This is a genomic window from Sphingomonas sp. jy18 (assembly GCF_056931895.1).
In genome coordinates this window covers 292312-312346 of sequence record NZ_JBXPBT010000001.1, presented here as the reverse complement: position 1 = coordinate 312346, position 20035 = coordinate 292312, and the positions used below count along the sequence as shown (strand labels likewise).

At 67.3% G+C, this 20035-nt stretch carries 20 protein-coding genes and 1 pseudogene; 12 read left to right on the top strand and 9 right to left on the bottom strand.

The annotated features are described in order from the left end of the window. Nucleotides 1-6: 6 nt before the first annotated feature. The 7 genes from AC0QC4_RS01525 to AC0QC4_RS01495 all read right to left on the bottom strand — a co-directional run bounded on the left by AC0QC4_RS01525 (nucleotide 7) and on the right by AC0QC4_RS01495 (nucleotide 6791). Nucleotides 7-825: a hypothetical protein gene (locus tag AC0QC4_RS01525; RefSeq protein WP_483657947.1), complete on the bottom strand. Its 819-nt coding sequence runs from the start codon at nucleotides 823-825 to the stop codon at nucleotides 7-9. Continuing rightward, a complete protein-coding gene (locus tag AC0QC4_RS01520) occupies nucleotides 825-2006 on the bottom strand; it encodes an acetyl-CoA C-acyltransferase (protein WP_483657945.1) in 1182 nt (393 codons plus the stop codon). Before AC0QC4_RS01520 ends, AC0QC4_RS01525 begins: the two co-directional genes overlap by 1 nt. A 92-nt stretch (nucleotides 2007-2098) precedes the next feature. Next, nucleotides 2099-2623: a TetR/AcrR family transcriptional regulator gene (locus AC0QC4_RS01515; protein ID WP_483657943.1), complete on the bottom strand. Its 525-nt coding sequence runs from the start codon at nucleotides 2621-2623 to the stop codon at nucleotides 2099-2101. Between the two features lie 70 nt (nucleotides 2624-2693). Next, on the bottom strand, nucleotides 2694-3179 hold the full coding sequence (locus AC0QC4_RS01510) for a GNAT family N-acetyltransferase (protein WP_483657942.1): 486 nt from the start codon (nucleotides 3177-3179) through the stop codon (nucleotides 2694-2696). Between the two features lie 24 nt (nucleotides 3180-3203). Beyond that, on the bottom strand, nucleotides 3204-3461 hold the full coding sequence (locus AC0QC4_RS01505; RefSeq protein WP_483657940.1) for a YjhX family toxin: 258 nt from the start codon (nucleotides 3459-3461) through the stop codon (nucleotides 3204-3206). A gap of 301 nt (nucleotides 3462-3762) precedes the next feature. Next, the gene (edd, locus tag AC0QC4_RS01500) at nucleotides 3763-5622 is read right to left on the bottom strand and encodes a phosphogluconate dehydratase (protein WP_483657938.1); all 1860 of its coding nucleotides are present in this window, start codon (nucleotides 5620-5622) and stop codon (nucleotides 3763-3765) included. Nucleotides 5623-5708: 86 nt separating this feature from the next. Further along, nucleotides 5709-6791 (bottom strand): hypothetical protein, encoded by a 1083-nt coding sequence (locus tag AC0QC4_RS01495; RefSeq protein WP_483657937.1) that lies wholly within the window; start codon nucleotides 6789-6791, stop codon nucleotides 5709-5711. Between the two features lie 111 nt (nucleotides 6792-6902). Between AC0QC4_RS01495 and bchI the strand changes: the two genes are divergently transcribed. The 4 genes from bchI (at nucleotide 6903) to AC0QC4_RS01475 (ending at nucleotide 10729) form a co-directional block, all read left to right on the top strand. Further along, nucleotides 6903-7910: a magnesium chelatase ATPase subunit I gene (gene bchI / locus AC0QC4_RS01490; protein WP_483657935.1), complete on the top strand. Its 1008-nt coding sequence runs from the start codon at nucleotides 6903-6905 to the stop codon at nucleotides 7908-7910. Next, nucleotides 7907-9607 (top strand): VWA domain-containing protein, encoded by a 1701-nt coding sequence (locus tag AC0QC4_RS01485; RefSeq protein ID WP_483657933.1) that lies wholly within the window; start codon nucleotides 7907-7909, stop codon nucleotides 9605-9607. Before bchI ends, AC0QC4_RS01485 begins: the two co-directional genes overlap by 4 nt. Next, nucleotides 9604-10497 (top strand): alpha/beta fold hydrolase BchO, encoded by an 894-nt coding sequence (gene bchO / locus AC0QC4_RS01480; RefSeq protein ID WP_483657932.1) that lies wholly within the window; start codon nucleotides 9604-9606, stop codon nucleotides 10495-10497. The genes AC0QC4_RS01485 and bchO overlap by 4 nt, the downstream gene beginning before the upstream one ends. 67 nt (nucleotides 10498-10564) lie before the next feature. Continuing rightward, entirely contained in the window at nucleotides 10565-10729 is a 165-nt protein-coding gene (locus AC0QC4_RS01475) for a hypothetical protein (RefSeq protein ID WP_483657931.1), read from the top strand. Between the two features lie 27 nt (nucleotides 10730-10756). Here AC0QC4_RS01475 and AC0QC4_RS01470 read toward each other — a convergent pair whose 3' ends face one another. Then, entirely contained in the window at nucleotides 10757-11479 is a 723-nt protein-coding gene (locus tag AC0QC4_RS01470; protein ID WP_483657929.1) for a hydroxyneurosporene dehydrogenase, read from the bottom strand. Nucleotides 11480-11616: 137 nt separating this feature from the next. After that, the gene (gene crtD / locus AC0QC4_RS01465) at nucleotides 11617-13173 is read right to left on the bottom strand and encodes a 1-hydroxycarotenoid 3,4-desaturase CrtD (protein WP_483657927.1); all 1557 of its coding nucleotides are present in this window, start codon (nucleotides 13171-13173) and stop codon (nucleotides 11617-11619) included. Nucleotides 13174-13322: 149 nt separating this feature from the next. On the opposite strand from crtD, the gene AC0QC4_RS01460 reads away from it, so the two are divergent. The 8 genes and pseudogenes from AC0QC4_RS01460 to pufA all read left to right on the top strand — a co-directional run bounded on the left by AC0QC4_RS01460 (nucleotide 13323) and on the right by pufA (nucleotide 20019). Then, the gene (locus AC0QC4_RS01460; protein ID WP_483657926.1) at nucleotides 13323-14438 is read left to right on the top strand and encodes a methyltransferase; all 1116 of its coding nucleotides are present in this window, start codon (nucleotides 13323-13325) and stop codon (nucleotides 14436-14438) included. A 111-nt stretch (nucleotides 14439-14549) separates the two neighbouring features. Continuing rightward, nucleotides 14550-14843, top strand: a pseudogene (locus AC0QC4_RS01455) (alcohol dehydrogenase catalytic domain-containing protein); the annotation flags it as partial. A 115-nt stretch (nucleotides 14844-14958) separates the two neighbouring features. Beyond that, complete coding sequence (locus AC0QC4_RS01450; RefSeq protein ID WP_483658659.1) at nucleotides 14959-15486, top strand: hypothetical protein; 528 nt, start codon at nucleotides 14959-14961, stop codon at nucleotides 15484-15486. Further along, a complete protein-coding gene (locus AC0QC4_RS01445) occupies nucleotides 15483-16466 on the top strand; it encodes a chlorophyllide a reductase iron protein subunit X (RefSeq protein WP_483657924.1) in 984 nt (327 codons plus the stop codon). The genes AC0QC4_RS01450 and AC0QC4_RS01445 overlap by 4 nt, the downstream gene beginning before the upstream one ends. A gap of 3 nt (nucleotides 16467-16469) precedes the next feature. Continuing rightward, nucleotides 16470-18005: a chlorophyllide a reductase subunit Y gene (gene bchY / locus AC0QC4_RS01440; RefSeq protein WP_483657922.1), complete on the top strand. Its 1536-nt coding sequence runs from the start codon at nucleotides 16470-16472 to the stop codon at nucleotides 18003-18005. Then, the gene (bchZ, locus tag AC0QC4_RS01435) at nucleotides 18002-19447 is read left to right on the top strand and encodes a chlorophyllide a reductase subunit Z (protein ID WP_483657920.1); all 1446 of its coding nucleotides are present in this window, start codon (nucleotides 18002-18004) and stop codon (nucleotides 19445-19447) included. The genes bchY and bchZ overlap by 4 nt, the downstream gene beginning before the upstream one ends. 124 nt (nucleotides 19448-19571) lie before the next feature. Then, nucleotides 19572-19799, top strand: coding sequence for a light-harvesting antenna LH1, beta subunit (pufB, locus tag AC0QC4_RS01430; protein ID WP_483657918.1), 228 nt, complete (start codon nucleotides 19572-19574; stop codon nucleotides 19797-19799). 13 nt (nucleotides 19800-19812) lie between these two features. Further along, entirely contained in the window at nucleotides 19813-20019 is a 207-nt protein-coding gene (gene pufA, locus AC0QC4_RS01425) for a light-harvesting antenna LH1, alpha subunit (protein ID WP_483657916.1), read from the top strand. Nucleotides 20020-20035 lie beyond the last annotated feature (16 nt).

Here is a 20035-nt window from a genome sequence, read left to right as displayed (position 1 = left end):
CAGACGTCAGTTTGCCTGTCGAACGTGCTGGACTGCTTCGATGGTCGCGCGACCGCGTGTGATCTCGATGGCCCAGATACGACCGTCGGGCGTGCCAACGGCTACCGGCCTGCGGGCCGCGAACATCGAAAAGACATGAATTTCTGTCGGAATGGGATCGAGCAGGTGGGTGACAACCAGCACCTCTCCTCGGCCCGGAATGCTGAGGCAGCCGTTGGTGAAGCGGCGTCTGGACACCTCTCGACCGTCGACAAAGTCGATGCGGTGATGGCCGCCGAACGGCACTTCCGGCCCTGTCTGAGGGGTTAGCAGATAGAGGCTGTCGGTCGCCCCGGTCTCACTGGCGGGCAACATGACCATATTGAAGCGCCGGTCGGAACAGTTTTGCAGGCCATCCAGCGATATCGAATCGATCAGCGCGCTCAATCGCACCGCCTCGGCAGGCAGCGCGCGATCCTCGGCAGTGGTCAAGCGGCGGCGGTTGGCGACCGAGCCGGCGTCCAGCCAATCGGCCGAGTAGATGGCGTGCCGGATACCTGGCTCGCCACCGTAATAATAGACCCGCAGTCCGCCTTCGACCGGCACAACCACCCAGCCTCGGACCTGGTTCAATTCATCGGTCGGCAGGTCTTGCAACAATGTATCGGTGGTATGCCATGCTGCCTGATCGTAGCGATAGATGGCCTGGCCGCGGCGCAGCGCCTGCGCGATCGCCACTTCCTCGTCCGTACTGGTGGCAGCGATCGCCGACGTCGTCGTCGCTCCATCGCTGGCGAAGGCGGCGCTCGCAGTACCGAGCAGAATGAGCAGCGCGAGGCGGCGCATCACACCAGCTCGATGGCCACCGCCGTTGCCTCGCCGCCGCCGATGCACAAGGAGGCGATGCCGCGGGTCTTGCCGTGGCGCTTGAGCGCGCCGATCAGCGTGGTGATGATGCGGGTGCCGCTTGCGCCGATCGGGTGACCGAGCGCGGTGGCGCCGCCGTGGACATTGATCTTCTCGTGCGGGATGCCGAGGTCGTGCATCGCGAACATGGCGACGCAGGCAAAGGCCTCGTTGACCTCGAACAGGTCGACATCGCCGATGCTCCAGCCGGCCTTGGCCAGCACGCTGTTGATCGCGCCGACGGGGGCGGTGGTGAAGTCCTTGGGTTCCTGGGCGTGCGCGGCATGCGCGACGATGCGGGCGACCGGCGCGACACCCTTGGCCGCTGCGACCGACTGCCGGGTCAGCACCACGGCGGCCGCACCATCGGAGATCGACGAGCTGGTGGCGGCGGTGATGGTACCGTCTTTCGCAAAGGCGGGCTTGAGCGTCGGGATCTTGTCGGGCTTGCCCTTGCCCGGCGCCTCGTCGGTATCGACGATGGTATCGCCGCCCCGGCCCTTGACGGTGACCGGGGCGATCTCGCCGGCGAAGGCGCCCTCGGCAATCGCGGTCTGGGCGCGGCGCAGCGATTCGATCGAATAATTGTCCTGCGCTTCGCGGGTCAGCTGATACTCGTTGGCGGTATCCTGTGCGAAGGTGCCCATCGCCCGGCCCGCGTCATAGGCGTCTTCGAGGCCGTCGAGGAACATGTGATCATAGGCCGTATCATGGCCGATGCGTGCGCCCGAGCGGTGCTTCTTGAGCAGATAGGGGGCGTTGGTCATGCTCTCCATGCCGCCCGCCACGACCATGTCGACGCTGCCAGCGGCAATGGCTTCCGCACCCATGATCACCGTCTGCATGCCCGAGCCGCACACCTTGTTGACCGTGGTCGCCTGCACCGACTTGGGCAGACCGGCCTTGATCGCCGCCTGCCGCGCCGGCGCCTGGCCCAGCCCTGCGGGGAGCACGCAGCCCATGTAGATGCGCTCGACATCGCCGCCGTCGATACCCGCCCGCTCGACCGCCGCCTTGACTGCGGTTGCGCCGAGATCGGTGGCGCTGGCATCGGACAGAGCGCCCTGCATCGCCCCCATCGGGGTACGGGCGTAGGAGAGGATGACGACAGGATCCGACATGGGAAAGGACTCCGCTTTCTATTGTGGTGCAAGTTTAGGCCGCTGCGGCGGAACAGGCAACGCCGCGCCCGGCCGTTGCCGCGGCGTTGTGCTTATTTCGCCGCTTGTTCGCAAATATCGTCGAGGCCGAGCGCCTTGAGCAGAACCAGCCCCTCGGCCATCGCCAGCAGGCGCGATGCCTTTTGCAGGCGCACCGCCGCGTCGGGTTCATCGATCTGGCCTTCGGTCCAGGCGAGGAAACCGCGACCGATGGCGCCGCCGATGCTGCGGGTCATGGCGTCCCCTTGCGCGGACAAGGTGGCCGTTTCCAGCCACACCCGCATGAACGGCCACAGATCGTCCGACAGGATCATGAGGGACACGTCCTGCCACAGCGCGTCGGCCGAGCGCGGCACGGGCGGGCCCTGCGCCTCCATCAGCGCCACCACGCGCGCGGCGATATTCTCCATCGCTGCGGCAATGAGCTCCGCCTTGTCTGAGAAATAATAGAGCAGCATCCGGTCGCTGGTGCCGGCTGCCTTGCCCAGCGCGCGCAGCGACGAGGCGGCCAGACCATGGCTCAGGATATGGTCGGCCAGCCTGTCGATGATCGCGGCGCGGCGCTCTTCGGCTTTCATGACGGCACCGCCTACACCAAGGTGAAGCGGTTGACGAGAGGCAGTCGAGAGCGCCGCGCCGCGCCCGCTTTTATTGGCGAGGTCGGTTGCCGAACCGCTTGCTGAAGATGATCTTGTCTTCACCCGCCTGATAATAGTCGGGGATGCGCGCGATTTCTGCATAGTCGAGCTGGCGGTAGAAGCGCCGCGTCAGCGCATAGGCATCGAGCCCCGAGGTTTCGACGAGCAGCAGCCGCTGCCCGTTGTCGCCGAGCCGCTGCTCGGCCGCGCGCACCAGCGCCTGGCCGACGCCATGGCCCTGCCATGGCCGGTCGACCGCGATGGCCAGCATGTTCCAGCACCCATCGGTCATCCGCTCCGGCGCGACATAGGCAAAGCCGAGCCGGGCCTGTTCGGCGCGCGCGACCAGCCAGAAGTCCTCGCTGGACCCTTTGAGATAGGGCGCGACCATCGAGCCTAGCAGATCGGGAGGAAACAGCCCGCTCGATTCCAGCACGGCCTCGACTCCGGCGATGTCACTGCGGTCGAGCGGGTGAAGTGTGAAAATGGCTTTCATTGCGATGTCCTTGTGTTCGTCAGTTTACTGGTTGTCGGGCTGGGCGCGCACGCTGCGCCGTCCGAGCAGGGTGATGCGGTAGGGCTGGCCGCCCGCCGACTGGATCAGCCCGCGACGCCTGAGCCGCTGGAACAGGCTGAGCGTGCAATCGGCCAGCACATGGCCTTCGCGGGTGAAGCAGGCGATTTCGGCGATCTTGCCGTTCGGCCCGCGCGTGTGGTGGATGGCCCCGCCCTTGGCGAGGACGTGGAGCACGCGCTGTTCGAGGCGCGAAATGTTCATCGGATGTCTCGTGGATAGTTGAGATGCAACAAAGGGATCGGCGCGGGGGCACTCCCCTGCCGGTCCACGCAGCTCGCCTTTCACCCAGACGGGGACATCACCCCGATCGGGTCAGGCGGCTAGCGGTTGCGGGCAATCTCTAACATCAACACTCCGGTGCGGCGTGGGCCGCATTGCGACACTTAGTGCAACGATCAGCTTGCGCCAAGCCTTCCTTCACTCGTCACCCCGGCCTTGAGCCGGGGTAGCAAGCGGCGTTGCACCGGGGAGAGAGCGGCCCCGGACCAAGTCCGGGGCGACGTTATGGGGCGAGCGTCGCCTCCATCGCCGCCAGCATCGCGCTGCCGCCTTTTTCCGCTTCATCGGCATGGTGGCGGAAGAGGGCGAAGAGTTCCCGACCGACGCCGAGCGCGGGGGGCGGGGCCTTGGCCGGGGTGCGTTTGGCCCAGTCAGCGGGGTCGACGAGCGCGGTGACTTCCCCGGAGACGGCGCAGATGCGGACGATGTCGCCGTCAGCCAGATAGGCCAGCGGGCCGCTGGTGCCATCCGCGCCGGGCAGCGCCTCTGGCGAGAGATGGATGGCGGCGGGGACTTTGCCGCTCGCGCCGGACATGCGCCCGTCGGTGAGCAGGGCGACGCGGAAACCGCGATCCTGCAGCACGCCCAGCGACGGGGTGAGCTTGTGCAGTTCGGGCATGCCGTTGGCGCGCGGGCCCTGGAAGCGGACGACGACGACGCAATCCTGCTCCAGCTCGCCCGCCTTGAACGCGGCGATCACCGCGTCCTGCGTGTCGAAGATGCGCGCCGGGGCCTCTATGGTCCAGCGGTCCTGTTCCACCGCGCTGACCTTGATGACGCAGCGGCCGAGATTGCCCGAGAGCAGGCGCATTCCGCCATCGGCAGCGAAGGGCGTGGCGGCTGGGCGGAGGATGGTCTCGTCGCCCGACGCGGCGGGGGTGTCGCGCCAGACCAGTCTATCGCCGTCCATCTGCGGCGTCCGCGCATAGTCTGCCATGGTACCGCCGACGGTCAGGATGTCGCCGTGGAGCAGCCCCGCGCCGAGCAACTCGCGGGTGACGAAAGCCATGCCGCCCGCGTGGTGGAAGTGGTTCACGTCCGCTGAGCCATTGGGATAGACGCGGGCCAGCAGCGGTACCGCCGCCGAGAGCCGGTCGAAATCCTCCCAGTCGACAGTGATGCCCGCCGCTCGCGCGATTGCGGGGATGTGGATGGCATGGTTGGTCGATCCGCCGGTCGCCAGCAGGCCGATGATGGCGTTGACGATGGCGCGTTCATCGACGCATTCGGCCAGCGGACGGTAATCCGCGTTGTCGTTGCCATTTTTGGTCCAGCCGATTTCGGTGACACGGTGGACGGCGGCGCGGGTCAGTTCGCCGCGCAGCTTGGTGCCGGGATTGACGAAGGCCGCGCCGGGGACGTGCAGTCCCATCAGCTCCATCATCATCTGGTTGGAGTTGGCGGTGCCGTAGAAGGTGCAGGTGCCTGCGCCGTGATAGGACGCCGCCTCGGCTTCGAGCAGTTCGTCGCGCGTTGCCTTGCCCTCGGCATAAAGCTGGCGGACCCGGGCTTTTTCCTTGTTGGCAATGCCGCTCGGCATCGGCCCGGCGGGGATGAGGATGGTCGGCAGATGGCCGAAGCGCAGCGCGCCGATCAGCAGGCCCGGCACGATCTTGTCGCAGATGCCGAGCATCAGCACGGCTTCGAACATCGCGTGGGACAGGGCGATGGCCGTGCCCTGGGCGATATTGTCACGGCTGAACAGCGACAGGTCCATGCCCGCCTGGCCCTGCGTCACGCCATCGCACATCGCCGGCACCCCGCCTGCGACCTGTGCGGTAGCGCCGACTTCGCGTGCGGCGATCTTGATCGCCTCCGGATAGCGGCCATAGGGCTGATGGGCGGAGAGCATGTCGTTATAGGCGGTGACGATGCCGATGTTCATGGCCTGGCCGCTGCGGATCACCGGCTTGTCATCCTCCGCCGCCGCAAAGCCGTGGGCGAGATTGCCGCAGGAGAGGCTGCCGCGATTGGTCCCGGCTTCGCGCTGCTGGCGCATCAGATCGAGATAAGCGGCGCGGCGCGGGCAGCTGCGCTCGATGATGCGGTCGGTGACAGCGGAAATGGCAGGATGCAGGGTCATGGGAGCGCTCCGGGGGCTGGCTCCGCCAAGAGTGCCGCACCCCGCAGAGCGGTGCAATGTGAATAGCTATGCGGGGTGGGCAGCGCTCACGGTGGTGTGGTCATCTGGATTTCAGGCCCGTCGCCTTCGGGTGCTTCGGGATCGAAGCTGGTCCGGCTGATCGGTCCGCGACTGTTGAGCATCGCTGTCACTTGCCGTGGCGTCGGCAAGCGATTGAAGTTGGGATACACCAGCGAGTCTGTCGGTGTCGCCAGCGTGACCGATACCCGGGAGTTGCCGCGGCGCGACGTGGAGTTGCTGAGTTCATCGAGCGACAATGTCGGCGCGACGGTCGCATAAGTGCCAAAATCGCCATAGCCGATCCAGTAAAGGCCTGTTTCGCCGGGGCTGCGATAGACGGTGCCACCATCTGCCTCGACCGGGTCCCGACACAGGTCCGGTTGGGCGAGCCCATGGGGCTGGTCGGGCTCGGTCGGTTTGGCTTCTGCGACAATGGCAAGCGTGACGCTGGCCATCAGTACATCTTCCATCGACGGCTGCACGATCCGCGCCTCACGCCAGCGCAGTGTGTCTGTGCATGCGGCGATAATGCGCGCTTCCGGAGCCGCCGTCGCGTCGGCGGGCAGACGGATGGCGGCGATGGTGCTGTCGATCAGCCGGTCGATGGCCGCTGCATCGAGCGCGGCCGAACTGGCCCGGATTTTCACCAGCCAGCGACCGACCGGCATGACTGCGGTGCCGGTGCCGCGCCAGCGGCCGGTGCTGCTGTAGCTTCGGCGCAGGCTGCTCATCGTCGGGCTGATGCTGGTGGCGAAGCGTACCGGTTCGGCTGTGGTCGGGGTGAGACCCGCGAACATCGGGTTGGCCGGCAGTGCCAGCTCCGACCGGTCGAACCAGAAACCGACATCATTCTGCTGCGGGCGGAACAGGATGACGGTGACACGTGTGGCGCGGTCCTCATAATTCGCCAGAATGTCGACTTCGCCGGGCGTGTTTTCGACGATACCCACCCGCCTCAGCGTGTCGACCTCGGCAGGCAGGGTGACGCCGCTGCGCGCGTGCGTCCAAGGGACGTTGGTCGCCACCTCGATCCGGCGCTGGGTGGGGGGCTGCTGGGCCACTGCCGCGGTGCCGATGGCAAGCAGCAGAATCAACAGGACGTGGCGCATGGCATTGTTCTCCGCGTTGGTCCCGAGACAGGACGGACAATAGACCGCTGACGCGACGCCGCAACTGCAAACGCCGCTTGCGGTTGCCCTAGTGTCTGGTAGCTTGGACAGATGGGGATGTATCCGTTCAGCGCCATTGTCGGTCAGGAAGAGATGAAGCGCGCCTTGCTGATTGCGGCGGTCGATCCGCGCATCGGCGGGGTTATGATCTTCGGCGATCGCGGGACGGGCAAATCCACCGCCGCGCGGGCGCTGGCCGCGACGCTGCCGCCGATTGCGATGGTCGCGGGCTGCCGTTTCAACAGCGCGCCCGACGCGGTCGAGGCCAGTCCGGACCATGTGCCGGGGGCGAAAGTGCGGACGGTCAAGGCACCGGTGCCGTTCGTCGATCTGCCGCTGGGGGCGACCGAGGACAGGGTGCTCGGCACGCTCGATCTCGAGCGTGCGCTTGCCGCGGGCGAGAAGCGCTTTGAGCCGGGTCTGCTGGCCAAGGCGCATCGCGGTTTCCTCTACATCGACGAGATCAATCTGCTCGAAGACCATGTGGTCGATTTGCTGCTCGATGTTGCGGCGTCGGGCGAGAATCTGGTCGAGCGGGACGGGCTGAGCATTCGCCATCCGGCCCGGTTCGTGCTGATCGGCAGCGGCAATCCCGAGGAAGGGGAACTGCGCCCGCAATTGCTCGACCGCTTCGGCCTGTCGGTCGAGGTGCGCACCCCGCAGGAGCTCGATGCCCGTGTCGAGATCATGCGCCGATGCGACGCGCAGGAGCGCGATCCTGAAGGCTTTGCCGAGGCATGGCGGGCGGAGGACGAGAAGATCCTCAAGCGGATCGCCAAGGCCAAGAAGGCACTGCCGCAGGTCGAAACGCCCGAGCCGCTTCTCTCCGATATGGCGGCGCTGTGCAAGGCGGTGGGCGCGGATGGCTTGCGCGGCGAGCTCACCCTGATGCGCGGCAGCCGCGCGCTGGCGGCGCTGGAGGGGGCCAAAACGGTCAAGCGCAGCCACCTCAAGGCCATTGCGCCGCTGGCGCTGCGGCACCGGCTGCGGCGCAATGTGCTCGATGAAACCGGATCGACGGTGCGCATCGACATGGCGCTCAAAGACCTGTTCGGGTGAGCGACGCCGCCGCTCCTGATGCGGCGAGCGCGGACGCGGAGCTGGCGATCAATCTGCTGGCACTCGATGCCGCAGCGTTCGGCGGGATCGTGCTCGGCGGCGATGGCGATGCGCGGGACGCCGCGGTCGCCCTGCTGGGCGACGCAATCGGTACGCGTGGCCGGGTGGTGCGGTTGCCGGTTTCGGTCGACGTGGAGCGGCTGACCGGTGGCATCGACCTCACCGCATCGCTGGCAGCCGGCAGGGCAGTGCCGCGCGCCGGGCTGATCGATCTGGCGGCGGGCGGCGCGCTGGTGGTGCCGATGGCCGAACGCATGCCCGGGGCAACCGCGGCCTTGCTCGCGCGGGCGATGGATGAACGGTCGGTTGCCGTGCTCCTGCTCGACGATGGCCGCGACGATGAGGAGCAGCCGCCTGCCGTCATGCTCGAACGGGTGGCATTCCGCTGCGATCTGGCGGGCATGGCTAACCCGGCGATCGAACCGCTGTGGCGCACGGCGCTGCCCTTGGCCGACGTTCAACCGCTGAGCGCCGCGCAGCTCGAGCGGATTGCCACGACATCCTCGGCGTTCGGCGTCAGTTCGGGCAGGGCGCTGCTGTTCGCGGACCGGGCGGCGCGCGCCATTGCCGCGCTGCATCGTCGCACGCAGCCCTCGGATGAGGATGTGCTGGCTGCGCTGCGGCTGACGGTGGCACCGCGCGCCACGCAGATACCGCAGCAGCCGCCGCCGCCCGAGCCGGCCCCGGATTCCGCGCCGCCGCCCGATCCCGGCGATGCCGGGGACCGGGACGAGCCACCGCCGCTGCCCGATCCGGCGCAGCTTGAGGAGATGCTGCTGGCTGCCGTCGCCGCCTCCATTCCGCCCGATGTGCTGGCCCGTATCGGCGATGGCACAAAAGCCGGGGGCAAGGGGCAAATGGGCAAGTCCGGCCAGAAACAGGCGTCTGCGCTGCGCGGGCGGCCGATGTCGGCGCGTCCCGGCGTACCCGGCCATGGGCGGCGACTGGCGCTGGTCGAGACATTGCGTGCCGCAGCGCCGTGGCAGCGTATCCGGCGCCAGGAATCCTACGCGAAGGGCGCAGGCCGGATCCACATTCGCAAGAGCGACCTCAGGGTGCGCCGCTTCGAGCAGCGGCGCGAAAGTCTGGTGATCTTTGCGGTCGATGCGTCGGGTTCCTCGGCGCTGGCGCGGCTGGCGGAGGCCAAGGGTGCGGTCGAGCTGATGTTGGCCGACGCCTATGTCCGCCGCGCGCGGGTGGCGCTGATCGCGTTTCGGGCGGGCGGGGCTGAGCTGCTGCTGCCGCCGACGCGGTCATTGACCCGCGCCCGCCGTGCGCTCACCGCGCTGCCCGGTGGAGGGGGCACGCCGCTCGCCGCAGGGTTGATAGCGGCGATGCAGCTGGCCGAGGGCAGCGCGCGCAGCGGCCTCTCCCCGGTGCTTGCGCTGCTCACCGACGGCAAGGGCAACATCGCGCTGGACGGCGGCGCCGACCGCGTCGGGGCGATGGAGCAGGCGCTGGTCGCAGCGCGGCAGCTCGCCGCCCTGGCCATTCCCGGCATCGTCATCGACATATCGCCACGCCCGCGGGCCGAAGCGGCCGAGCTCGCGGAAGCACTGCGTGCACGCTATCTGCCGCTGCCCGCCGCGCGCAGTGCTGCGATGGTCGAGGCGATCGACAGCCTCGCCCGCGCATGAGCGGACGCTACCCCGATTGGGCGCGCGATGGCGCCGATTGGCCGAACCGCGCTGCCAGCCGCATGATCGAGGCGGGCGGCTATCGCTGGCATGTGCAGCGCATGGCGCCCGACGGGATCGGCACTGCGCCGGTTTGCCTGCTGCTGCACGGCACAGGCGCTGCGACCCATAGCTGGCGGGGTCTGCTGCCGCTGCTGGCGCGCAGTCATGACGTCATCGCCCCCGATCTGCCGGGGCATGGCTTCACCCGCGCCCGCCCGGGGGCAGCGGTGACGATCGAGGGGATGGCGGCGTCGGTCGGCCGGCTGCTCGACGCACTTGCGGTGGTTCCGGACATCGTCGTCGGCCATAGCGCCGGTGTCGCGATTGCCGTGCAATTGCTGCTTGATCGCGGCTGGCAGGTCCCGCTGGTCGGATTTACGCCGGCGTTGACGCCCTTTCCGGGACTGGCGCAGCGCCTGTTCCCGACGCTTGCCAACCTGCTGTTCGTCAACCCTTTTGCCTCGGTGATCTTTGCACGCATGGCGGCGCGGCCGGGTACCACCGCCGACTTTCTGCGTCGATCGACCGGATCGCGGATCGATGCCGAGGGGGAGCGCTGTTATCATCGCCTGTTCAGCCATTCGGGCCATTGCGACGGGGCGCTGCGGATGATGGCCAGCTGGCGGCTCGACCATCTGCAGCCGCGCCTCGCCCGGCTCGATGCACCGGTGCTGCTGGTCCGCGCCGGCGCGGACGCGGCGATTCCGGCATCCGCGATCGACAGTGCCGCCCGTGCCATCCCCGGCTGCCGCGTGCATGAGCTACCCGCGCTCGGCCATCTGGCGCACGAGGAGGAACCGGCCGCGGCAGCTGAGATCATCGCCCGATTTGCGAGCGACCGCCGCTAGCGGTAGCATCGCGCCGCATCGCCGCCGGGCACCCGGATCGGCGCGGACAGGGCAGGGAGCAACCGGCATGGCGCAAGGCGCATTGGACAATTTGGGCTGGATCGAGATCGTCTTCGTCGGTGTGGTCGCGCTCGGCCTCGGGTTCTGGCAACTATGGTCGATCAATCGCGAGATCGCCAAGGACAAGGCCGAGAAGGCGGCGAAAGGCGAGGCGCCGCGCACCGGCGAGTGAACTGGCGGGTCCGATCCGGCTGCGCAGTCAGGCCGAACTGGCCTCGCGTGGCATCTTGTAGGGCAGCATCCACTGCACCACCGGGTTGATCAGCCGGTTGAGCGAGATGCTTTCCTGAATGGCGGTGACCGGCGCGCCGAACAATCGCGCTGCCACGGTCGAGCGGGCGTAGAAGGGCGAATCCTCCCAGGTCCTGATCACGCTGGCATAGCCGCGGTCGGCGCGGGTCTGGCGGGGCAGCGCCCACCAGGTCGGCGGCAGCGGCGCGACAAGCGGCAGGTCCTCCTCATGTGGCGTGCCGCTGGCATCGAAGCGCAGGGCGCTGGCGAAATGGCTGCCGTCGCGGCGCTGCCCTTCGTAGATCACCGCGACCTCGGCCTTGCGACCGTGGCCAAGATGCGCGCGCGACCAGTGCCAGCTGTGAAAGCCGGTCTCCAGCGACTCGTCGCCATGATTGCCGTCGAGATAGGCGCTGCCCTGCCATGCGAGTTCAGGCGCCTGCATCGTCACCGATATGCGCGCGCGCGGCGCAATCGCCTGCCAATGATGATGGCCGGCGGGGTCGAGCCGGAAGGCGCGGCTGTTGGTCATCTCCGGTTCGAGCACGATCCGGCCCGCGACCCGCCGCCGCCACGGCACGCCCAGCCGGATATCGCGTTCCTCGATATCGATGATCAGCCGGTCACGCTCCCAGCGCATCGCACTGGGGCCGATGGAGAGGGTGTCGGCGGACTGCGCGGTCTCGCCCATGCCCCGCTCCGTCATCACCCACCGGCTGCCGCCGCGGCCGTAGAGCGCGATATTGAGGCAACTGTGATCGGTGGGCGCGGCGCGGCCCGACCGCTTGTAATAGGGCGAAAAGACGCTGCCGATGAAGGCGATGATGGTCAGCCCGTAGCGGCCGTCATCGCTGATGGCGTCGACATACCACCAGCGGTAGCCCTTTGGTGGAACAGCCGTGTCGAACCATGGTCGGCTTGCAGCGCGTCGCTCGCCTGAATAGCCGACAAGGCGGCCATCGGCACGCCCGCGCCAGGATGCGTCGCCCCCCCCGCGCAATAGAGCCCATGGATCGCTGTCCGGCTGCCGGGCCGGAGGAAGCTTGCCGCCCACCCGTGCGAGGCCCGTCCATAAAGGGCCCCACCCGTCCCCGGAAAGCGCGCCGCGAAGTCCGCCGGGGTCAGCAAGCGGTGCGGCAGCGGCTGCTCCAGTTCCAGTCCGCAGGCCCTGAGCCGTGCCAGCATGGCCGATGTGCATTGCGCTTTCTCCTCTGACGAAAGCCGGTGGGAATCCCCGTTGGCGGGCGCGTTGACGATGATCTGCAGGCGCTCGCGCCCGTCCGGCGGTGTGCCGTGGCCACGGTCGAGCGCGCAGACATAGGCCGTCGGATCCTGCGGCGCCGCGCCGCTGCCCAGGTCCCTGAACTCGGACGGGTAATCGGCCGAAAAGAAGACATTGTGATGCGCGAGGTCGAAACCGGCACTGCCGCTGTGCGCCAGCCAAACCAGTGCGGAGAGCGAGCGCGCGGCGGGGGCCTGGGGGACGACGGCGCGCCGCACGGCATCGCCGAGCAACCCGTCGGCCAGGGCGGCAGGATCGCCGTTGAAAATCACCCGATCGGTGGCCAGCCGCTCCCCGCTTGCCAGATGCACGGCTTGGACGCGGCGGCCCCCGGTTTCGATGCGGCTGACGGCTTCGCCAAAACGGAACTGCACGCCCTTGGCGCGCGCGACCCGCTCCAGCGCGGCCGCCAGCGCGCTCATACCGCCTTCGATCGCCCACACCCCCTGCGATTCGACATGGGCGATCAGCATCAGCGTTGCCGGCGTGCGGAACGGGGACGAGCCGCAGTAGGTGGTATAGCGGCCGAACAGCTGCACCAGCCGCAGGTCGTCGAAATGCTCGCGCAGCACTTTCCACAGCGATTCATAAGGGCGGATGGCGAGCAATGCGCCGACACGATGCAGGCCGATGCGCCACATAAGGCCGGGCGGATAGGTTTTGGAATTGCGCAGGAACGGCTGGTTAAGGATCGCAAAGATGCGTGCCGCCTCTGCCGAGAAGCTGCGAAAACCGGCTTCGGCCTTCGCGCCGGCAAAGTCTCCGATCGCCGCGCAACTGCGCTCATGATCGGCGTACAGGTCAAGCCGCTCGCCTTTGCTCCACGCATGGCGGGCGAGCAGATCGGCCCGGTGCAGCACCAGATGATCCTCGGTGCGCGTGCCCGCCGCTTCGAACACCGCATCGAACACCGAGCGCAGCGTGAATACGGTGGGGCCGGCGTCGATCATCGCGCCATCGACCGCAAGCTGGCGGACCTTGCCGCCGGCCGTGCTTTCCTGTTCGACGACCGTCACCGGATAGCCGCTTGCCGCCAGCGTCAGCGCGCTGACCAGCCCGCCGATTCCGGCACCGATGACGATGACTGGGTCGTCTTGCGCCATGGCAGCACTCCGCCACATCGGTCCCCGCCCGATAGCGGTTTCGATTGACCCCAAGCTATCAGAAGTCCAATCAATTGGACAAATAATTATGTCATGTATCCAGCACGGCTGGAGAAGGGTGGCCGACCGATGGCACCGGGAACCGTCGCATGAGCGCGCCGACGCTGAAAAGTCGCTGGGTGCTGTGGCGCAACGCGATGCTGGCCAGCCCCCGTTTCCAGCGCTGGGCGGCGCGCACGCCGCTGGTCAGACGCATCGCGCGGCAGCGGGCAGCGGCCCAGTTCGATCTGGTGGCGGGCTTTGTCTATTCCCAGATATTGCTGGCGCACGTCGAATCCGGACTGATCGACTTCCTGGCGGGCCGGCTCCAGCCGTTCGATGCCATTGTCGAGTCGCTCGGACTGGACCGGGACGCATGCGACCGCCTGCTCCGTGCCGGGCGTGCCCTGCAACTGGTCGAGTCGCCTGAGCCTGGGCTGTGGACGCTGGGGGAGGCGGGCGCGCCGTTATCCTCCAACAGCGGGGCATTGGCCATGATCCGCCATCATCCGCTGCTGTACGCCGACCTTGCCGATCCGCTCGCGCTGCTTGCCAAGGGACGGAAGGAGGAGACCGCTCTGTCCGCCTTCTGGAGCTATGCATCCAAGGCAGGGGCAGATCGCGACGCTGCGGCGCCCGCCTATTCGGCGCTGATGGCGGCGACGCAGCCGATGGTCGCCCAGCAGATTTGCGATGCCTATGACTTTGCCCGGCACCGCCGCATGCTCGATATCGGCGGCGGATCGGGCGGTTTTGCGTTGCACATCCTCGGGGCGGCGCCGGCGTTGCAGGTGGGCATCTTCGATTTGCCGGAGGTGATCGCGGGAACGGCGCAGCGACTCGCCGGGCCGGTGGCCGAGGGCAGGGTGACGCTGCACGGCGGCAGCTTCAAGCACGAGTCGCTGCCGGGGGGACATGATCTCGTCACGCTGGTGCGGATTCTGCACGATCATGACGATGATGTCGTGTCGGCATTGCTGGCGCGGGTGCATGCCGCTCTCCCGCCCGGCGGCCGGGTGCTGATTGTCGAGCCGCTCGCCGACTCGGCCGGCGCGCCACGCATGGGCGATGCTTATTTCGGCCTCTATCTGTGGGCGATGGGCTCTGGCCGGCCGCGATCGGCGAGCGAATTGCGCGCCATGCTGTCCAGTGCCGGCTTTTCACGCATTGCGCCGGTCCCGACCGCGCTGCCGCTGGTCACCTCGGCCATTCTCGCAACAAAGTGACACGCGGTGTGTCCAAAAAAATTGACAATCGGTTATGTTACGTTAGGCTGACAATCAGAAAGGTCCCGCCAGCATGACGGTGAGAGGACCAGGGAAGAGGTTGCGGGCCCGATGCTCAGTACCGCCGTCATTTTTGATGCTCCAGGGCTGCTTGCGGTACGCGAGATCGGTCTGACGGCGTTGGGGGCGGGGGACGTGCTGGTCGAGGTCGCGTTCAGCGGCATCAGCACCGGCACCGAAAAGCTGCTGTGGACCGGCACGATGCCGCAGTTTCCCGGCATGGGTTATCCGCTGGTGCCCGGCTATGAATCGGTCGGCCGCATCGTCGCGGCCGGCGCGGACTGCGATGCACGCGTCGGCGAATGGGTGTTTGCACCCGGTGCCAATTGCTATGCCGGTGCGCGCGGACTGTTTGGCGGGGCGTCGCGGCGGCTGATCATTCCGTCGGCACGCGCCATCCCCATCGACGAGTCGCTTGCCGAGCAGGGCATCCTGTTTGCGCTGGCAGCCACCGCGCGACATGCGATCGCGGGGGGGGCAATTGCCGCAGCTGATCATCGGCCATGGCGTGCTCGGCCGGCTGCTGGCGCGCCTCACCGTCGCGGCCGGTGCGCCGCCGCCGGTGGTCTGGGAAACCCAGGCGGCGCGGCAATCGGGCGCAGTCGGCTACCGCGTCATCCACCCCGATGACGATGACCGTTCGGATTATGCCAGCATCTACGACGTCAGCGGCAATGCCGCAGCGCTCGACAGCTTCATCGCCCGCCTGGCCAAGGGCGGCGAGCTAGTTCTGGCCGGCTTCTACAGCGCGCCGATCGCCTTTGCCTTCGCCCCCGCCTTCCAGCGCGAGGCGCGACTGCGCATCGCTGCCGAATGGCAGGCCGAAGACATGACGGCGGTCCGCGCGCTGGTCGCGTCCGGCAGCCTCGACCTGTCCGGACTGATTACCGCCATCGAACCTGTCGACAGTGCCGCACGAGCCTATCCGCGCGCTTTCGACGATCCCGATTGCGTGAAGATGGTGCTCGACTGGAGGGAATGCGCATGACCATGCTCGACGTCGAAACGCTGCGCCAGGAAGCGGCCATCGAGCCCGATCCGGTGCCGACCGGCGAGGTCAAGAAGGAAACGCAGATCATCGCCATTTATGGCAAGGGCGGCAGCGGCAAGAGCTTTGCGCTGGCCAATCTGTCCTACATGATGGCGCAGCAGGGCAAGCGCGTGCTGCTGATCGGCTGCGATCCCAAGAGCGATACGACCAGCCTGCTGTTCGGCGGAAAATCGACCCCGACGATCATCGAAACCTCTTCGGCAAAGAAGCTGGCAGGCGAGGAGATCGGCATCGAGGACGTCTGCTTCCAGCGCGACGGCGTGTTCGCGATGGAGCTGGGCGGGCCCGAGGTCGGGCGGGGCTGCGGCGGCCGCGGCATCATCCATGGTTTCGAAACGCTCGAGAAGCTTGGCTTTCACGAGTGGGGTTTCGACTATGTGCTGCTCGATTTCCTTGGCGACGTGGTGTGCGGGGGCTTCGGCCTGCCGATCGCCCGCGACATGTGCCAGAAGGTGATCGTCGTCGCATCGAACGACCTGCAGTCGCTCTATGTCGCCAACAACGTCTGCAAGGCGGTCGAATATTTCCGCAAGATGGGCGGCAATGTCGGTGTCGCGGGGATGATCCTCAACAAGGACGACGGCACCGGCGAGGCCAATGCCTTTGCCGAGGCGGTGGGCATTCCGGTGCTGTGCGCGATCCCCGCCAACGAGGATATCCGCAAGAAATCCGCCAATTATCAGATCATCGGCAAGCCCGGCGGGCAATGGGCGCCGCTGTTCGAGGAGCTGGCGATCAACGTCGCCAAGGCTCCGCCGCTGCGCCCCGCGCCGCTCGATCAGGACGGGTTGCTCGGCCTGTTCAGCGCCGATGTCACCGGCGCCGACTTCACCCTCTATCCCGCCACCCAGGCCGACATGCGCGGCGGGGTGTTCGAAACCAAGCCATCGCTCGAAGTGATTTATGACGAGGTATGATGCGTGACTGAATCGACCGCCTTGACCAGCAGTGCGCGCGCGCCGGATCGCATCGATCTTGCGCCTGCGCCGGTCGAGGGCGGTTGTTCGTCGAAGGACGTGCTGCGCGAGGCGGCCAAGAAGGCGGGCAAGGCAGAGATACTCGATCGCTATGCCGCCGATTATCCGCTGGGGCCGCACGATCAGCCGCAGTCGATGTGTCCCGCTTTCGGCAGCCTGCGGGTCGGTCTCAGGATGCGGCGTACGGGCACCATCCTCTCCGGCAGCGCCTGCTGCGTCTATGGCCTCACCTTCACCTCCCACTTCTACGGTGCCCGTCGCAGCGTCGGCTATGTGCCGTTCAGCTCGGAGACGCTGGTCACCGGCAAGCTGTTCGAGGACATCAAGGATGCCGTCGAGGAGATGGCCGATCCGGAGAAATATGACAGCATAGTCGTCACCAACCTCTGCGTCCCCACCGCCAGCGGCGTGCCGCTGCGGCTGCTGCCGGACGCGGTCAATGGTGTGCGCATCATTGGCATTGACGTGCCAGGCTTCGGCATTCCAACCCATGCCGAAGCCAAAGACGTGCTGGCTGGCGCAATGCTGCGCTATGCCAGGGGAGAAGCGGAGCAGGGCCCGGTGGCCGCGCCCTCCGCGCTGCCGGACCGACCGTCGGTGACGCTGCTCGGGGAAATGTTCCCGGTCGATCCGATCGGCATCGGCCATATGCTCGAACCGCTCGGGCTCGCTGCGGGGCCGGTCGTGCCGACGCGCGAGTGGCGCGAGCTATATGCCGCGCTCGGCGGCGCAGTGATTGCGGCCATCCATCCGTTCTACACCGCCAGTGTCCGCGAGTTCGAGGCGGCTGGCCGCACGGTCGTCGGCTCGGCACCGGTGGGCCGCGACGGCACCGCCGCCTGGCTCAAGGCGATCGGCGAGGCCACCGGCGCGAGTGCGGAGCGCATAGCCGCTGCGCAGAATGCCATCCTGCCCGCGATCCAGGGCGCGCTCGCCGCGAAACCGATCAAGGGCCGCATCACCGTTTCGGGCTATGAAGGGTCCGAACTGCTGGTTGCGCGGCTGCTGATCGAAAGCGGTGCGGACGTGCCCTATGTCGGCACTGCCTGCCCCAGGACCAGATGGTCCGATCCCGACCGCGAATGGCTGGAAGCCCGCGGCGTGCGGGTCAATTATCGCGCCAGCCTCGAAGCCGATATCGCGGCGGTCGAAGAGTTCGGCCCGGATCTTGCCATCGGTACCACGCCGGTCGTCCAGCATGCCAAGGCCCGGTCCATCCCCGCGCTCTATTTCACCAACCTCATTTCCGCGCGGCCGCTGATGGGGCCGGCGGGCGCGGGCAGCCTGGCGCAGGTCGTCAACGCGGCAATCGGCAACAAGGCGCGGTTTGAGCGCATGCAGGCCTTCTTCGAAGGCGTGGGCAGCGGCCATAGCGCCGGCATCTGGGAAGAGACGCCGACCGACCGGCCGAAGTTCAAGGCCAAATATGCGGCGCAAAATGCCCTCGCGGCCAAGGCGGCGGAGGCAATCGGCTCATGACACTGATCATCGATCATGACCGGGCTGGCGGCTATTGGGGCGCTGTCTATGCGTTCACCGCGGTCAAGGGCCTGCAGGTGATCATCGACGGGCCGGTGGGGTGCGAAAATCTGCCGGTGACGTCGGTGCTGCATTACACCGACGGCCTGCCGCCCCACGAACTGCCGATCACCGTCACCGGGCTGGGCGAAGAGGAACTGGGCAAGACCGGCACCGAAGCCGCGATGAAGCGGGCATGGCAGACGCTCGACCCTGATCTGCCGACGGTGGTCGTCACCGGCTCGATCGCGGAGATGATCGGCGGCGGCGTGACGCCCGAAGGGACAACGATCAAGCGGTTCCTGCCGCGCACCATCGACGAGGATCAATGGCAGGCCGAAGATCGTGCGCTGGCGTGGCTGTGGACCGAGTTCGGGCCCAAGAAGATGCCGGCGCCCAAACTGCGGGGCGAGGGCGAACGACCCAAGGTCAACATCATCGGGCCGAGCTATGGCGTGTTCAACATGCCGTCCGATCTCGCGGAAATCCGGCGGCTGGTCGAAGGGATCGGCGCCGAGGTCAACATGGTGTTCCCGCTCGGCACCCACCTCGCCGACATCCAGAAGCTGGCGCATGCCGAGGTCAATGTCTGCATGTACCGCGAGTTCGGCCGCAATCTGTGCGAGCTGCTCGAGCGGCCCTATCTCCAGGCCCCGTTCGGCCTTGATTCGACCACCAAATTCCTGCGGCGACTGGGCGAGCTGACCGGGCTCGATCCCGAACCGTTCATCGAGCGCGAAAAGCACACCACCATCAAGCCGCTGTGGGATCTGTGGCGGTCGGTGACGCAGGATTTCTTCGGCACCGCGAGTTTCGGCATCGTCGCCAACGATACCTATGCGCGCGGCATCCGCAAATTCCTCGAAGACGAGATGGGGCTGCCCTGCACCTTTGCCTTCGGTCGCAAGGCCGGGGTCAAGCCGGACAATCAGGCAGTGCGTGCAGCGATCATCGATACGCCGCCGCTGGTGCTGTTCGGCAGCTATAACGAGCGCATGTATCTGGCCGAAACCGGGGGCCGGGGGATGTTCATCCCGGCAAGCTTCCCGGGCGCGGCGATCCGGCGGCACACCGGCACGCCGTACATGGGGTATTCCGGCGCGACCTGGCTGGTCCAGGAAGTGTGCAACGCGCTGTTCGATGCGCTGTTCCACATCCTGCCGCTGTCCACGCAGATGGATGCCGGCGCCGCCACGCCGGCGCGGCGCGAGGCTACGCTGCGCTGGGACAATGATGCCAAGGCCAAGCTCGACGCGATCGTCGAGGCGCAGCCGGTGCTGGTGCGCATTTCCGCAGCCAAGCGCCTGCGCGATGCCGCGGAGCGCAGCGCGCGCGCCGCCGGTGAAGATCATGTGTCCGCCGACAGGCTGGCGGCCACCATGCTAGAAGGGGCGCACGCATGAGCGCCCCGGCCCATTCATCCGGCATCCGCCGGATGTCACGAGCCTTTGCAGCGATGCTGCCGAGGAGAATGCCCGCAAGAGCTGCACGTCGTCGCTCCTTTGGGGCTGAATTGGAGGACGGATCATGAGCGATAACGAACGCTTCGGACCCGGGGCCTATCTGACCCCGGAAGAGGCAAAAGAATTCCACAAGATTTTCGTGTCGAGCTTCATCGGCTTCACCATCATCGCCATCATCGCGCATGTGCTGGTGTGGTCATGGCGGCCGTGGTTCCCCGGTGTGAATGGCTACGCCATGATCACTGACACGGTGCAGGTGGCCCAGGCCGCCGTCACGACGTTCCTGGCATAGGGAGGACCAGACCATGTGGAGACTTTGGCTCATTTTTGACCCACGCAGGACTCTCGTCGCGCTCGCGATCTTCCTGTTCGTACTGGCACTGCTGATCCACTTCATCCTGTTGAGCACCGACCGCTTCAACTGGATCGAAGGGCCGGCAGTGGTGGCGGCACCGGCCGCAGCACCTGCTGCCGTGGCACCGCCGCCGGCGGCACCTGCGCCGGCGCCCTGAACCGGGCTGAACGGCC

Excerpts from the sequence above, each read along its gene's own strand:
- AC0QC4_RS01525 (WP_483657947.1), bottom strand. The coding sequence starts at position 825 with ATGCGCCGCCTCGCGCTGCTCATTCTGCTCGGTACTGCGAGCGCCGCC.
- AC0QC4_RS01520 (WP_483657945.1), bottom strand. The coding sequence starts at position 2,006 with ATGTCGGATCCTGTCGTCATCCTCTCCTACGCCCGTACCCCGATGGGG.
- AC0QC4_RS01515 (WP_483657943.1), bottom strand. The coding sequence starts at position 2,623 with ATGAAAGCCGAAGAGCGCCGCGCCGCGATCATCGACAGGCTGGCCGAC.
- AC0QC4_RS01510 (WP_483657942.1), bottom strand. The coding sequence starts at position 3,179 with ATGAAAGCCATTTTCACACTTCACCCGCTCGACCGCAGTGACATCGCC.
- AC0QC4_RS01505 (WP_483657940.1), bottom strand. The coding sequence starts at position 3,461 with ATGAACATTTCGCGCCTCGAACAGCGCGTGCTCCACGTCCTCGCCAAG.
- edd (WP_483657938.1), bottom strand. The coding sequence starts at position 5,622 with ATGACCCTGCATCCTGCCATTTCCGCTGTCACCGACCGCATCATCGAG.
- AC0QC4_RS01495 (WP_483657937.1), bottom strand. The coding sequence starts at position 6,791 with ATGCGCCACGTCCTGTTGATTCTGCTGCTTGCCATCGGCACCGCGGCA.
- bchI (WP_483657935.1), top strand. The coding sequence starts at position 6,903 with ATGGGGATGTATCCGTTCAGCGCCATTGTCGGTCAGGAAGAGATGAAG.
- bchO (WP_483657932.1), top strand. The coding sequence starts at position 9,604 with ATGAGCGGACGCTACCCCGATTGGGCGCGCGATGGCGCCGATTGGCCG.
- AC0QC4_RS01475 (WP_483657931.1), top strand. The coding sequence starts at position 10,565 with ATGGCGCAAGGCGCATTGGACAATTTGGGCTGGATCGAGATCGTCTTC.
- AC0QC4_RS01470 (WP_483657929.1), bottom strand. The coding sequence starts at position 11,479 with ATGGGCGAGACCGCGCAGTCCGCCGACACCCTCTCCATCGGCCCCAGT.
- crtD (WP_483657927.1), bottom strand. The coding sequence starts at position 13,173 with ATGGCGCAAGACGACCCAGTCATCGTCATCGGTGCCGGAATCGGCGGG.
- AC0QC4_RS01460 (WP_483657926.1), top strand. The coding sequence starts at position 13,323 with ATGAGCGCGCCGACGCTGAAAAGTCGCTGGGTGCTGTGGCGCAACGCG.
- AC0QC4_RS01450 (WP_483658659.1), top strand. The coding sequence starts at position 14,959 with ATGCGATCGCGGGGGGGGCAATTGCCGCAGCTGATCATCGGCCATGGC.
- AC0QC4_RS01445 (WP_483657924.1), top strand. The coding sequence starts at position 15,483 with ATGACCATGCTCGACGTCGAAACGCTGCGCCAGGAAGCGGCCATCGAG.
- bchZ (WP_483657920.1), top strand. The coding sequence starts at position 18,002 with ATGACACTGATCATCGATCATGACCGGGCTGGCGGCTATTGGGGCGCT.
- pufB (WP_483657918.1), top strand. The coding sequence starts at position 19,572 with ATGAGCGATAACGAACGCTTCGGACCCGGGGCCTATCTGACCCCGGAA.
- pufA (WP_483657916.1), top strand. The coding sequence starts at position 19,813 with ATGTGGAGACTTTGGCTCATTTTTGACCCACGCAGGACTCTCGTCGCG.